14 protein-coding genes, 1 tRNA gene and 1 pseudogene are annotated in these 11,971 nt (G+C 63.9%); 7 read left to right on the top strand and 9 right to left on the bottom strand.

The genetic code is table 11. The features are described from left to right. Nucleotides 1-316: pseudogene (locus tag IVB29_RS12435) on the bottom strand (hypothetical protein); the annotation flags it as partial. A gap of 698 nt (nt 317-1,014) precedes the next feature. Between IVB29_RS12435 and IVB29_RS12430 the strand changes: the two are divergent. After that, nucleotides 1,015-1,278, top strand: coding sequence for a hypothetical protein (locus IVB29_RS12430; protein WP_247503660.1), 264 nt, complete (start codon nt 1,015-1,017; stop codon nt 1,276-1,278). Between the two features lie 102 nt (nt 1,279-1,380). On the opposite strand, the gene IVB29_RS12425 is transcribed toward IVB29_RS12430, so the two are convergent. Continuing rightward, nucleotides 1,381-2,916, bottom strand: a complete 1,536-nt coding sequence (locus IVB29_RS12425) for a heme peroxidase family protein (protein WP_247503659.1) — start codon at nt 2,914-2,916, stop codon at nt 1,381-1,383. 339 nt (nt 2,917-3,255) lie between these two features. Continuing rightward, nucleotides 3,256-3,489 carry a DUF3551 domain-containing protein gene (locus IVB29_RS12420; protein ID WP_247503658.1) on the bottom strand — a complete coding sequence of 78 codons (234 nt, stop codon included), beginning with the start codon at nt 3,487-3,489 and terminating at the stop codon, nt 3,256-3,258. A gap of 269 nt (nt 3,490-3,758) precedes the next feature. On the opposite strand from IVB29_RS12420, the gene IVB29_RS12415 reads away from it, so the two are divergent. The 3 genes from IVB29_RS12415 (at nt 3,759) to greA (ending at nt 5,282) form a co-directional block, all read left to right on the top strand. Continuing rightward, complete coding sequence (locus tag IVB29_RS12415) at nt 3,759-4,100, top strand: hypothetical protein (RefSeq protein ID WP_247503657.1); 342 nt, start codon at nt 3,759-3,761, stop codon at nt 4,098-4,100. Between the two features lie 120 nt (nt 4,101-4,220). After that, the gene (locus tag IVB29_RS12410; protein ID WP_247503656.1) at nt 4,221-4,703 is read left to right on the top strand and encodes a hypothetical protein; all 483 of its coding nucleotides are present in this window, start codon (nt 4,221-4,223) and stop codon (nt 4,701-4,703) included. A 96-nt stretch (nt 4,704-4,799) separates the two neighbouring features. Next, complete coding sequence (gene greA / locus IVB29_RS12405) at nt 4,800-5,282, top strand: transcription elongation factor GreA (RefSeq protein WP_247503655.1); 483 nt, start codon at nt 4,800-4,802, stop codon at nt 5,280-5,282. Nucleotides 5,283-5,365: 83 nt separating this feature from the next. On the opposite strand, the gene IVB29_RS12400 is transcribed toward greA, so the two are convergent. Then, the gene (locus IVB29_RS12400; RefSeq protein ID WP_247503654.1) at nt 5,366-6,139 is read right to left on the bottom strand and encodes an SDR family NAD(P)-dependent oxidoreductase; all 774 of its coding nucleotides are present in this window, start codon (nt 6,137-6,139) and stop codon (nt 5,366-5,368) included. Between the two features lie 181 nt (nt 6,140-6,320). Here IVB29_RS12400 and IVB29_RS12395 point away from each other — a divergent pair, with 181 nt between their 5' ends. Beyond that, complete coding sequence (locus IVB29_RS12395) at nt 6,321-6,998, top strand: hypothetical protein (protein WP_247503653.1); 678 nt, start codon at nt 6,321-6,323, stop codon at nt 6,996-6,998. Nucleotides 6,999-7,190: 192 nt separating this feature from the next. Here the strand turns inward: IVB29_RS12395 and IVB29_RS12390 are convergent. The 3 genes from IVB29_RS12390 to IVB29_RS12380 all read right to left on the bottom strand — a co-directional run bounded on the left by IVB29_RS12390 (nt 7,191) and on the right by IVB29_RS12380 (nt 9,459). After that, nucleotides 7,191-7,265 (bottom strand) — tRNA-Val (locus IVB29_RS12390). A 171-nt stretch (nt 7,266-7,436) separates the two neighbouring features. Continuing rightward, entirely contained in the window at nt 7,437-8,735 is a 1,299-nt protein-coding gene (locus IVB29_RS12385; protein WP_247503652.1) for a hypothetical protein, read from the bottom strand. 118 nt (nt 8,736-8,853) lie between these two features. Continuing rightward, nucleotides 8,854-9,459, bottom strand: a complete 606-nt coding sequence (locus IVB29_RS12380; protein ID WP_212253636.1) for a DUF1134 domain-containing protein — start codon at nt 9,457-9,459, stop codon at nt 8,854-8,856. Between the two features lie 138 nt (nt 9,460-9,597). Between IVB29_RS12380 and IVB29_RS12375 the strand changes: the two genes are divergently transcribed. Then, a complete protein-coding gene (locus IVB29_RS12375; protein ID WP_247503651.1) occupies nt 9,598-10,083 on the top strand; it encodes a YHS domain-containing (seleno)protein in 486 nt (161 codons plus the stop codon). Here IVB29_RS12375 and IVB29_RS12370 read toward each other — a convergent pair. Continuing rightward, nucleotides 10,077-10,904, bottom strand: coding sequence for a 3'(2'),5'-bisphosphate nucleotidase CysQ (locus tag IVB29_RS12370; protein ID WP_247503650.1), 828 nt, complete (start codon nt 10,902-10,904; stop codon nt 10,077-10,079). The two genes, IVB29_RS12375 and IVB29_RS12370, sit on opposite strands and share 7 nt — an antisense overlap. A 171-nt stretch (nt 10,905-11,075) precedes the next feature. Here IVB29_RS12370 and IVB29_RS12365 point away from each other — a divergent pair, with 171 nt between their 5' ends. Beyond that, entirely contained in the window at nt 11,076-11,729 is a 654-nt protein-coding gene (locus tag IVB29_RS12365; protein ID WP_247503649.1) for a histidine phosphotransferase family protein, read from the top strand. On the opposite strand, the gene IVB29_RS12360 is transcribed toward IVB29_RS12365, so the two are convergent. Continuing rightward, on the bottom strand, nt 11,716-11,971 hold a 256-nt coding region (locus IVB29_RS12360; RefSeq protein WP_247503648.1), incomplete at its 5' end, for a hypothetical protein. The genes IVB29_RS12365 and IVB29_RS12360 overlap by 14 nt on opposite strands.

Genomic DNA, 11,971 nt, shown 5'->3' with positions numbered 1-11,971 from the left:
CGGCCCAATCGCCCTGCGCTTCCAGACCGAGCACGAACTGATTGGTTTGCCAACGATACCCGATCTGCCCGCCGGCAAGGCCTCCGGAGCGATCGGCGCAACCGCCTGCGACTGTCCCTGCGGGCGTTACGAAATCCACGCAACCATGGCTCTGCCCCCAGCCTCCATTGGCGCCAATGTAGAATCCGCTCCAGTTGTAGATCGCCACGACCGGTGCCGGCGGCGGCGCCGCCTTGACAGCCATATCGGCGGCCATGGCCGGAGCCGTCATGCTCAGCGCCGCGAAGCCGATCGCAGCCATCGAAAGCCTCTTCATCGTCATGTCTCCTTGCTCCGATCTCGTCGTTTAGAAAACGAGAATGCAGACTGGCGTGCATAAGCCCCACAGACATCCATAAGTTTAGGGTCGATCAGCCCCTGAGCCCGTAACAGAATGGCAACAGCCAAGAGCCGTGTATGTGCATGGAAACGTGCTTATTCCGGGTCAGGACCCGCATGCCCTTCGGTGTCCCGTGGTTCGTCGGCAAGCCATGCCTGGATGCGGGCCGCCGTAATGAGCCGCCTGGGGACGCTCGGATTGATCGTTCCTGCAAATACAGCGAGGCCTTCGCCGAGCTTTGTACGAGCGAATGACCTGGCTTCTGATTCCGTAGCGAAGGTCCTTGTCTCCCGAGGACTCCGTTGCTTCGGCAGCGTGCCGCTTTTACGGACCTCGAAGGTGACGTACCACGTCGGTGTCATTGCGCACCCACCAACTCATCACCCCCAGCCCGGTCGATCGTGGTGCGCCTGTCACATCACCGGTTGATCTGAATCAAGATCGCGCATCATGCTGTCGGACAACAGCGAAGCGGGGTATCTCAACACAGATGTGGCTTGGCGGACCGACCGGACAGCCTGGCTCACCCTTGACCTACGTCAATGTCGCTCATCCTTCCGCGCACACGCTATCTGCAGCCGTGGGAAGGCGGCCTCTGCTACGTTCATTTGGCAAGCGCAAAGAGGAGGACCATCATGAAGGCGAAGACGCGACTTTCGATCAAATCCGCTACGTTTACGGGTATGGCTGCCGGCGCACTTCTGGGGCTTGCAGGCGTCACGCTTAATCCATCACCGGCCCATGCGGTCGTATATTGCCAGTACGTCGACTATCCGGGCGGGTGCGTTGCCCGGGCCGGTGTCGCTCTGAGGCCGCGCCCCGTTGCGCGTGCTGCGGTCCGCCACAACGCTGGTGGCAATGCAAATGGCGGCGTCAATCGCGTAGGCGTGCGGCGGTAAGGGATGCGCGCCGGGAGCACGGTCACCTCTCCCCGTCGCGCGCGATGACAAAAGGCCGCCTGCACAACGTAGGCGGCCTTTGCATCATCATTCGTCACAACCTCAATGCAGCGGATCGCCCTGGCCGAGTGCGTAGGCGACGAGGTCCTTCAGCGCGAAGCCGGAGCCGGTCACCGGCGTCCATTGCGGGTCCTGCGACAGCACCGAGGAATTGTCGCCGAACATCATGCCGAGGAAGACTTCGGCGACGATGCGACCGCCGACGGGGCCGAGTTGCGGTGTTTTGACCGTGGCCGGCCCATCGGTGGCGGGGATTGCCATGTCGGTCGGGTTTTGCCGCGCCTCGGCCAGGATGTAGGCCCAGAGCGGGCAATTGCCGGCAAAAATGCCGTTGGCGATGGTTGCGATCCTGATTTGCGGATCGCCGGCGCCGGGCTCGTCGACGGCCTTGCCGATGATGATGTCGTCATCGCTCAGCGGCATCAGGTTCATCGCCCTGGCGACGGCCTGGCCTGAGGGCAGCCCGAGCCGCCAGCTGCGCTCGAGATTGCGCAGCGCGAGCGACGCCGGATTGGACGCGACCTCCGGCGGCAGCTTGCGCAGCGGATCGACCAGCGACGAGTCGATGCGATAGGCGAACTGAAGCCGCCGCTTGTTGTCGGGATTGGTGGGATCGTTTTCGTCACCAAAGCCACGCGTGTCGAGATCGATGAAGCGGCCCCAGTCCATCGCGCGTCCCGGACCCATGGCGCGGAAGCCGGTCAGCGCGTTCTTGTCGGGATTGTGCGGATCCGGGAAGATCTGCAACAGCATGTTGTCCGCATCGTTCAGCCGATAGCCGGGACGGATCATGGAATGTCCGAGCCGGTAGGCCGCCACCGAGAACTCGACCGGCATGAACGGATAGGTCTTCCAGTGATAATAGGCGAGCTTGCTGCGGTCGTATTGACCTGCGGTCTTGAGCGCGTCCAGCACGTCGGCATTGACGATGCGCGCCAGGAAGTCGTTCAGCACGACGTATTGATAGTGGAAGCGGACGCGCTGCTGCACCTCCTCGAACGACAGGCTGTCATTGTCGTCGACCATGCGGTTGTGAAAGCGCAGCATCAAGGCCTGGAACTGCGAGACGATGCTGTTCTCGTCGTTGCGGGGGTCGCCGATCAGCGCGCGACCCTTGAAGCGCGGCAGGTCGTGGGCATCGGGCACGCCGGCGCCGGTCACTTTCTCGCCGAGGCGGAATTTGTTGTGGTCATACATGTAGGGCTGGTCGTTCGGACCGCGGCCGTAGACATTGTCCAGATCGAATGACGGCGTGCGGAAGTCGACGAGCCCGTCGGGATCCTGCTGCTTGGTCAGCGAGCTGACGGGATCGAAGGTGATGTCGTGGTCGATGAACTGGCCGAAATAGGTGTAGAGCGCGGGAATGCCGCTCTCCTCCGCGTCCGGTCCGTCCTTCGGCCCGTCGAAGCCGGCGACCATCTTGTCGGCCAGCGCCGAAAGGTTAGCGACATTGTCGGAATCTTTCGCGCCGAATGTTGCCGACGCAAGGTTGCGGAACATGCGGCCGAAGCGGCCCTGGGATAGCGGCGAACGCGTGACGTTCAATCCACGCGGCGTAACGGCATGACGACTGCTCATTGAAATCACCTCCATGAAATATCGCGCTGGAAACCGAATAAAGCTAAAGTTGTTTTCAATAGAATATGCAGGCGAGGCTAGATCAGGGAATCCGGCGCCACAAGTCGCCTGCTTCACACACTGCGTGATATCGCTGCTGTTCCGTGGGAGGGCGTTGCGAGGAAGCTGCGGCAGCGCTTTGCAAATTTTTCCCGAAGCGATGACGGATAACATTCTCGTCATCGACAGGCGCGGACGGCTTTGTGCCGTGCCAGTTCGCCGGACTGTCGGCGAAGCGCATCGTCTTCACGTAAAAAGTGTGGCGTCGCGCGCCTCATGCGCGCGACGCCACAACGAAGGTCAGTAGTCGCGCTGCTGCGAGAACGCGTAGCGCGGATTGACGCCGCAATAGGCCGACGTGCCGGAGGCGCTGGCCTGGCACTGCCGATAGCTCGCGAACTGGCAGTTGCCGGGATAGCCCCAGATGCGGCCTTGCAGGCAATATCTGTCGTTCGCGGCGTGGGCCTGGGCGCCCGGGAATGTCGCGGCGATCAAGGCCGCGAATGATGCGAGCGTGAGGATGGTGCGACGCATTTCGGTCTCCATAGGAGGACGGTTAGATGAGGAACACCAGCTCGATCTGCGTGTTCCCAGATTTGGCCGACACTTTGTCGTGCTTGTCTTGGTGTCCGTACTGGGCACTGCGTTCGACATGCGCCTATGATGAACCAGGTCACGGCGAGCTATGTGATCTCGGCCACAGTTGGCGACGGGGTTCACGCCTATCGTGCGCAGACTTGCAGGCGCCGATCCCGGAAGCCGACGCTTCGTCTCATTCGGATCAGGTCATTTTGGAGGTTTTGATGCAAAGGTCATATTCGCTGGCTGCGACAGCAGCGCTGGCGCTTCTCATGTCAACACCGTTCGCCTTGGCGCAGACGGCGCCGGCCGCCGGTGGAACGGCGGCCCCCGCTGCGGCTACCACTGCAGCGCCCGCGGCGACAACGACAACGCCGAGCGCAGCCACCGACAATTCCAGCCAGCCCTCCGACGCCAAGAAGAGCGCATCGAAGAAGCCGGCGAAGAAGAAGATGACGCGGCAGCAGGAGATCGATCATTCGGTCGACAGCGGCACCGTTCCCGCGCGCTATCGCAGCTCGGTGCCGAAGCAGTACCAGCAATATGTTCCGTTCGAGAAGCAGTGACGGATCGCGGCGGCGTGGCGCGACGAGGCGTCGCGCCACAGCGCTTGCGAATCGGGCAATACATCCCCTGTGGCGGTTCACGCGAGCGGTGCTAGAGTAGCCGAAGCCCCGGGGGGAGTAATGAGCGACGACGTGAAGGATGCTGGCCTTGTGGCCATGATCAGCAGCATCCTGGGAGGTGGCAAGCGCGCGGACAGCATGACGCCGCCGCCGCTCGCAGAGGTTCCGCCAACCGCGCCGTCGAACGGATTTGAAGCGGTTGCGGTGCCCGCCCCCTTGGCGATACCGATCAGACGCGATGATTCGCCCGACGCGGCACCGGCCGCCGTGCCGGTCGAGCAGGCTGCGAAAATCGCCACGACGGCAGACGGCAGAAAACTGCTGCCGGCGGAAGCGATTGCCGATCTCGTGCTCGGCGAGCTGCGCAAGCTGGAGGACTTTCCGGCATCCGGCGCCTCGGTCACCGTCTACGGCTACCGGCATTGGAACGCGATGATCACCTTCGCGCCGTTCTCGACCAGTTTCCACAACGCAACGCGGTTCCGCCAGGCGATGCCGGACCTCGTCTTCAAGCTGCGCCGCTTCGTCGAACTTGAGATATAGTCGGGGTATGTTGGCAGCGGCCTGGCGCGAGTCCCAACGATGGATCGCGATACGAGGCGTGCGCGTTGACCCGAAACCGTTCGACAGGATTTTGAATTGAGCGTCGCCTTTACCAAGGAAGAAAGCGCCGAGACCGCGTCGGAGACACTATTGCCGGATCGCCCGATCTCGCCGCATCCGAACCTCGTAACGGAAGCCGGCCTGCAGGCGTTGCAGTCGCAGCTTCAGGAGGCGCGCAAGGCCTATGAAGCCGCGCAAGCCATCGAGGACGTCAACGAGAAGCGCCGACAATCGGCGGTGCCCCTGCGCGACGCCCGCTATCTCACCGAACGGCTGCGCACCGCGCAGGTGATTCCCACCCCAGCCTCGACCGACACGGTCGCCTTCGGCAGCACAGTGACCTTCAGCCGTGCCGACGGCCGCGTCCAGACCTATCGCATCGTCGGCGAGGACGAAGCCGATCCGAAGGCCGGGTCGATCTCGTTCGTCGCGCCAGTCGCGAAGTCGCTGATGGGGAAGGCGGTGGGCGACGTTGCGGGTGCGGGCGCGCAGGAGATCGAGATTTTGTCGATTGCGTAGCGAGTGGTGCGGCCACAGCGCGCGCCTCGTCCTTCGGACGGCTATGCCCGGGCATGACGACCTTGCGCAAAGCCATTCCGCTTTTAGACCTTTGGAAGCTCAACTCCGGTCATCCCGCTCAATTTCTCGATGAGCTCGTCCTGAAAATCCGGATTGGCTGCCTCACTGGCCGGCTGTTGCTGCTGGAGGTGATGCCAGTAGCGCCCGCTGACCAGGGCTGCGGGATCTGCGCTCGCGGCGAGCCACGTCTGAGTCCGTTGCCCGGTGTCGACATCGACCGGAGCACCCGAACCACCCATCTTCGTGCGTGCCCATCCGGGATCGACGGCGTTGCTCAGGACCTTGGGCCAGCGTCTTGCCAGCGCGAAAGCCAGTGCAACCGCGTGCAGCTTGCTCTCGGCGTAGGCCTTCGCTGCATCCCAGGACCTCTTGGTCCAATCGAGGTCGCCCAGCGACCCCTCGCCACCCCGGTGCAATCCGCTGCTGAGATACACCAATCGGTCGGGCCGCTCGATCAGGGCCGTCAGCATGTACGGCGCAAGCGTGTTGATGGCCAGAGTTTCGGCATGGCCTTCCGTCGTCGAGCCGCGGCTCGGCCGCGTATAGACGCCGGCGTTATGGATGATCGCATCCATGCGCCCGATCGCGTTGACCTGATCCGCGATGCTCCGCGCATCTGCGGCATGTCCGAGATCGCCAACCACGATCCCCGCGCAACGCGACGAAAATTCGCCGACCGCAGCAGCGCGATCCGCCGATCGCGCGTGCAGCACCACGCGGTGCCCCCCGTCAACGAGCGATTGCGCCGCCGCCCGGCCGAGGCCGTCCGTGCTGCCGGTGATGAAGACGATCGCCATGCTTTGCTTCTCCGATGTTTTCGGGGGCGCACTCTACAGCGCCCGCGCATCACTTTCGATATCGTTCGTCGAGCCAATCCACGTTCTTGCTGCCGGAGGATTGAGGATTGCGTGGGCAAAGGGGGCTATGTCCTGATATCGGTGGTCTCGTCGTGTCGACGAAACAAGGATCGATGGCTGAATGAGACGATTTTTGTCGGGAGCCTTGCCGTTTTACGCGCTGGCCGGACTCGCCATGTGCATGTATCTCGTCCTGTACAAGACGGATCTTTTCGACCTCAACGCCATCGTCCAGGGGGCGACCGGTTCAGCGTGGTTTCCGGTCTTCATGTTCGTCTGCGTGCTGCTGGAGTCGGTCTTCCCGTATTTCGGCTATTTTCCCGGAACCGCCCTCATCCTGATGTCCGTGGCGCTCGATCCCAAGCCTGCGGATGCTCCCGTTTTCATCCTGGCGTGGCTGGCCATCATCGTGGGCGCGGTCTTGAGTTACGGACAGGCCCGTTTCTTCAGACCGCTGTTGCAGCGGGTTGCCTCGCGAGCGGCAATGAACCGGTGCGAATCCCTCCTCGACGCCTACGGTCCCTATGCGCGCGTCGCCTTGTTCGTTCATCCCAACGCCTGCGCGATGTATTTCACCGCCCTCGGGCTGCTCGGCCGCAACCTGACGCGCGAACTCGCCTATCTCAGCGTGGGCGCAGCAGCCTCCGTGGGCATCCTGTTCGTCGTGGTGACCAGATTGGTATCGTCCGTGGGCGCTACCGATGACGGCGAATTGCAGGTGCTGCTGGCAGCCGCGCTGGTCGCCATCGGGACGCTGGTCGGACTGTATGCGGCGTTGAAGCCGCAGCGGGCTACGTGAAGCCCGCAAGGTCGCGTGCGCGCGAAGCGGCGCGGTCTCGCCTTGCTCCGTCATTGCGAGCGAACCCATTGGTCCGACTGAGGTCGGCTACTGTGCATGGGGTTGTTTTCGGCATTTTCGATTCGGAAGGGGTAACCGACAGCCGCCGGCGTTGGTCATCGTCCACAAATCAATATTGTTCAGGAGGATGGATGGTGGGCGCACAAGGGATCGAACCTTGGACCTCTCCCGTGTGAAGGGAACGCTCTCCCGCTGAGCTATGCACCCGGGACCATCATGCAGACGGACGGACCTGTTCGGCCGGCCGGCACATTGGAGCCCGCGATTTAGAAGTGCGGGCCGATGGTGTCAAGTTTCGAGGCGCCTTGAGCCCCGAATTGGGCCCCGAAAACCTTGCGCCCACCGCGCAATCGGTGGGCAGCCCGCGTTTCGGGCTGTTTACGCGCCCTGCTGGCGGGCGCGGGAGGCGTGGGCCTGCAGCGCCCGGATACGCTCGGCGAGTGTTCCACCGCCCTCGGGCAGGACGGCTGCGGCGGCGCCATTGGTGGCGGCGTCGTTGGCCGGGCGCGGTGCCGGCCTCGGCGGCTGGCCGGCCTCGGCCGCCAGCAGCGCCTCGATCGGCGAGTTCGGGCCTTCGAGCTGCATCGCGAGTTTTACCACTTCGGCGGCGATGTCGTTGATGCGTTCGCGCAAGAGCGCGTTCTCCATCCGCTCGGTCGCCCAGGAGCTTTCCGCCTGCTGCTGGATCGCGTTGATGTCGCGCTGGAGCTTTGCGCGCTCGTCGCGGGCCGTGCCGAGCTGTTCTTCCAGCGCGGTCTTTTCGGCGCGCAACGCCTCGAATGCGGCCGAGGACTTACCGCCGCTCAAGGCGGCGATCTCGACGCGCAGCTCCTTGACGGTGCGTTCACTGCCCTCGTTGGCCTGGCGCAGCTGGTTGTTCTCGTAGTCGCGCTCGGCAAGCAGCTTGCCTTGCGTCGCAAGGCGTCCCTCGAGGTCGGTGACGCGGCTTGCGAGCATCTCGGCCTCTTTGACCTGCACGATCAGCTGGCGGTCGAGGTCGGTGACGCGCTGGCTCAGATTCTCGACGCGGCCGCGGGCATCGCCGAGCTCGCGCGAGGCGGTCTCGGATTCGGTTCGCTCCTGCGTCAGTCGCGCCTGCGTGGCCGCGAACTCCTTCTCGGCATCGCCGACGCGATTCTTCAATTCGTCGATCTGCGCGCGCACCGCGATCAGCTCGACCTGGCGGCTCTCCGCCATCATCGAGCGGTCGGACAGTTCGGAATTGATTTTTGCGAGCTCGCCCTGCTTGTCGCTCAGTGCAATCTCGGCCTCGCGCAAGGCTGCGGTCTTGGTGTTGAATTCCTCTTCGGTGGCGCGGAGCTGCTCCTTGACCGCCTTCTCGCGCGCCTCGAGCGCGAAGATCGTGGCGTTCTTCTCGCCGAGCTCGATCTTCATGCGGTTGATGGCGTCGCTCTTCTTGCCGAGCTCGGCAAGCTGGCTCGTGGTCTTGTTCTTGAGCTGGTCGACGCTCATCTCCAGCCGTCGTGCCGACATGGCGAATTCGGCGCGGAGCTGGTCCTTGTCGGCCTGGATCTCGGCCATCGACAGCGGGGTTGCGGCCTCGAGCCGGCGCGTGGTCAGGCGGACCGCGCGGCTATGCACCAGCGGCACGATGGCAAGCCCGCACAGCATCGAAAGCAGGAAACCGATCGCCAGGTACATGATCGGTTCGACCATGGGCCAGAACTCCGAGAGCTAAGGAAAAATTTACCAATGACAATGCATGGCGGGCCGGCAAAAAGCCAGCCCCGCCCTGTTGTTAACGTGAATCCGGAACTGAAGGGGAGGAGGGGACCTAGAACGGGTTCCAGGTCGCGCGCGGCGTGAATTTCAGATAGCCGATATTGGCGCCGAGCCGCAGGCCGAGGCCTGAGCGGATCGGCACCAGCACGATGTTGTTGGCGGTGAGCGCCGTCATGCCGAAGCCGCCGATGATATAGGCCGAGCCGTCGAGGCCGGCGAAGCGCTGGTAGATCGCGTTGGTGGCGGGCAGATTATAGACCAGCGTCATGGTGCGCGCGCCGTCGCCGCCCCAGTCGAAGCCGAGCGAGGGACCCTGCCAGTAGACGCGGAGATCGCCGGCGTTCTTGGTGTAGAGCGTGCCTTCGCCGTAGCGCAGCCCGGCGACGAAGGCGCCCGAGCCTTCCTCACCCAGGATGTAGCCGTTCGGCAGGCCCCATTGGCTGACCGCCTTCTCGATGATCGAGGCGAGCCCGCGCGAGACATTGCCGAAGAAGCGGTGGCCTGCGCCCACGAGTTCGTCCGGCCCATAGGTGCTCGGCGTCGGGGTCCGCTGCGGCGGCGGCAGGTTCGGCGGCGGCGCCTGCTGGGCGGACGCCGGCACGATCCAGCCGACCATCGCGGCGAGCGCGAGCGCAGCAAGGCGTGATGCGAAAGTCATAAAAAACCCCTGGTATCGAATCCGGTCGCTTCCTTAACCTGACGCCAACAGGCACGGCTCTAGGTTGCGCCGGATGTCCCCTCGACTCGGATGTTATCCGCAGCAACTATGACGGCACAACGGCAGGAAGATAGCCCTTTGCGCCCCGGAATCGCCTTGATCGGCCTTCTGGTCCGCCTGCTGGCGGGCATATGGATGACCTACTCTTGCTTGCCGGCACAGGCGGCCACGACCGAGCGGATCGTCGTCAACCGTTTCAGCGGCGTCGCCATCGAGGGTTTCGACCCCGTGGCCTATTTCGTCGACGGCGCGGCCATGCAGGGGACGGCGGAGTTCGAAGCCAACCTCTGGGGTGCGGTCTGGCGCTTCCGCAACGAGGGCGACCGGGCCTCGTTCCTGGCCCATCCCGAGATCTATGGGCCGCAATACGGCGGCTATGACCCGGTCGACATCGCCCGGGGCGTCGCCATCGCCGCCAACCCCCGCTTCTACGTGATTTCGGCGCAGAGGCTCTATCTGTTCAGCCGGGAAGCCAATCGCGACGCCTTCGCGGCCGACCCCGAGCGCTTCCTCTACGAGGTCGGCAAGCGCTGGCCGGCGCTTCAGGAGCAGCTCAGTCAGTAGCTGCCTGCCGCCTGCGGGTCTCCCCACGCGACGAACGCCGGGATGATGAAGCCGGTGTCCTGCCGCTGGCCGAAGACGAGGTCGTTGCCCTTGCCGTCGGTGACCTTGCCGCCGGCCGCAGTCACCACCGCGCAACCGGCCCCGACGTCCCACTCACAGGTCGGCCCGAAGCGGGGATAGATGTCGGCGCTGCCGTCCGCGATCCGGCCGAATTTCACGGCCGAGCCGCACGTCTTTCTCACGGCATTGGGCCTGCTATCGATGAACGCTTCGCTCGTGGGATCGCCGTGCGAGCGGCTCACTGCGGCGATCCAGGGCTCGCCGGGCGTTGGCAGCTTGCGGGTGCGGACCGGCTCGGCGGCACCGATGGTAGCGCCGTCAAACGTCACGCGCTCGGCGCCGCGGCCGACGATGCCGCGCCAGAGCAGACCGAGCGCGGGCGCGCTGACGATGCCGAGCAGGGGCACACCTTCCGTTATTAGGGCGAGGTTGACGGTGAATTCGTCACGGCCGGCGACGAATTCCTTGGTGCCGTCGAGCGGATCGATCAGGAAGAAACTGCCATGAAACGGCGGCGAGGCGAGCTGGGTCCGCTCCTCCGAGAGCGTCGGGATGTCGCCCGCGAGCTGCGCCAGGCCGTCCGCAATGATGCGGTCGGCGGCAAGGTCGGCCTCGGTCACCGGCGAGCCGTCCTGCTTGCCGTCGACCCGCATCGCCCCACGGTTGACCGCGAGGATCGCTTCGCCGGCCTTCACCACCAGCGCGGTGAGCGGCTCCATCAATCGGGATGCGGCCTCGGCGTCGATGATCCTCACCTGCATGCCTCATTCATCGGCAATTCCTTCCCACTCGACTGATTCGCCCGCGGCTTTATGGCCGCTTCGAACCGATCGCAAGCTAGCTGCGACCGGCTTGCGAATGTTAGAACCCGCGGCATTCGTCAAGCATGCGTGATTCGCCGCGTCCGCGCCGTGCAATTCCAGGAACCCCTTATGTCTGACGCTTCGTCACCCGCTACCGCAACCGCTCCAGATGCGCTCGAACTCGCAGCGCTGCTGTGCTCGCGGGTCTGCCACGATCTCATCAGCCCTGTCGGCGCCATCGTCAATGGGCTCGAGGTGCTCGATGACGATCCCAAGCCCGAAGATCGGGAGTTTGCGCTCGACCTGATTCGCAAGAGTGCCAAGACGGCCTCCGCCCGCCTCCAGTTCTGCCGTCTCGCCTTCGGCGCGGCCGGCTCTTCCGGCGCGCAGATTGATGTCGGCGATGCCCAGACCATGGCGCGCGGCCATATCGAGGACGGCAAGTGCACGATCACGTGGAATCTGCCGCGGCTGCTGCTGCCGAAGAATCGCGTCAAGCTGCTGCTCAACATGCTGGTCGTGTCCCAGCATACGATCCCGCGCGGCGGCCTGCTGACGGTCGATCCGATCGGCGAGGGCGAGACGATGAGCTTCCGCATCACCGCGACCGGACATAATGCGCGCCTGCCGCAGAACATCGCCGAGCTCTTGAGTGGCGAGCGTGGACCTGCCGCGGATGCGCACGCGATCCAGCCTTATTATACGCGGCTGCTGGCGCAGGCCTGCGGACTCACCGTGACGCTCAAGCTAGAAGGCGAAGCCGTCATCGTTACCGCTTCGTAAACGAAGCGCGCAGCGCCCAATCGTTAATTGATTCTTTACGAGGCGCTTCGGCTTGTCCGGAGCGCCTTATCTCTTTGTTGGTTCCGTTCTTTTGCACATACTCAACCATTATTAAACGCTTTGCGGTGAAGCTGGCCCCATTCCGAAATGGCGCATCACAAATCGTGCGCGCCCTCCCTGTATGAAGGCCTGTTTTCATGGATGATCTGTTGCGGGAGTTCTTGACGGAGACCAGCGAGAGC

It is taken from the genome of Bradyrhizobium sp. 1 (assembly GCF_023073315.1).
Lineage (GTDB): Bacteria > Pseudomonadota > Alphaproteobacteria > Rhizobiales > Xanthobacteraceae > Bradyrhizobium.
The sequence above is the reverse complement of the archived record's forward strand: the minus strand, read 5'-3'. Positions and strand labels throughout refer to the sequence as shown.

Excerpts from the sequence above, each read along its gene's own strand:
- IVB29_RS12430 (WP_247503660.1), top strand. The coding sequence starts at position 1,015 with ATGAAGGCGAAGACGCGACTTTCGATCAAATCCGCTACGTTTACGGGT.
- IVB29_RS12415 (WP_247503657.1), top strand. The coding sequence starts at position 3,759 with ATGCAAAGGTCATATTCGCTGGCTGCGACAGCAGCGCTGGCGCTTCTC.
- IVB29_RS12385 (WP_247503652.1), bottom strand. The coding sequence starts at position 8,735 with ATGGTCGAACCGATCATGTACCTGGCGATCGGTTTCCTGCTTTCGATG.
- IVB29_RS12425 (WP_247503659.1), bottom strand. The coding sequence starts at position 2,916 with ATGAGCAGTCGTCATGCCGTTACGCCGCGTGGATTGAACGTCACGCGT.
- IVB29_RS12365 (WP_247503649.1), top strand. The coding sequence starts at position 11,076 with ATGTCTGACGCTTCGTCACCCGCTACCGCAACCGCTCCAGATGCGCTC.
- IVB29_RS12395 (WP_247503653.1), top strand. The coding sequence starts at position 6,321 with ATGAGACGATTTTTGTCGGGAGCCTTGCCGTTTTACGCGCTGGCCGGA.
- IVB29_RS12380 (WP_212253636.1), bottom strand. The coding sequence starts at position 9,459 with ATGACTTTCGCATCACGCCTTGCTGCGCTCGCGCTCGCCGCGATGGTC.
- IVB29_RS12400 (WP_247503654.1), bottom strand. The coding sequence starts at position 6,139 with ATGGCGATCGTCTTCATCACCGGCAGCACGGACGGCCTCGGCCGGGCG.
- IVB29_RS12410 (WP_247503656.1), top strand. The coding sequence starts at position 4,221 with ATGAGCGACGACGTGAAGGATGCTGGCCTTGTGGCCATGATCAGCAGC.
- IVB29_RS12370 (WP_247503650.1), bottom strand. The coding sequence starts at position 10,904 with ATGCAGGTGAGGATCATCGACGCCGAGGCCGCATCCCGATTGATGGAG.
- IVB29_RS12420 (WP_247503658.1), bottom strand. The coding sequence starts at position 3,489 with ATGCGTCGCACCATCCTCACGCTCGCATCATTCGCGGCCTTGATCGCC.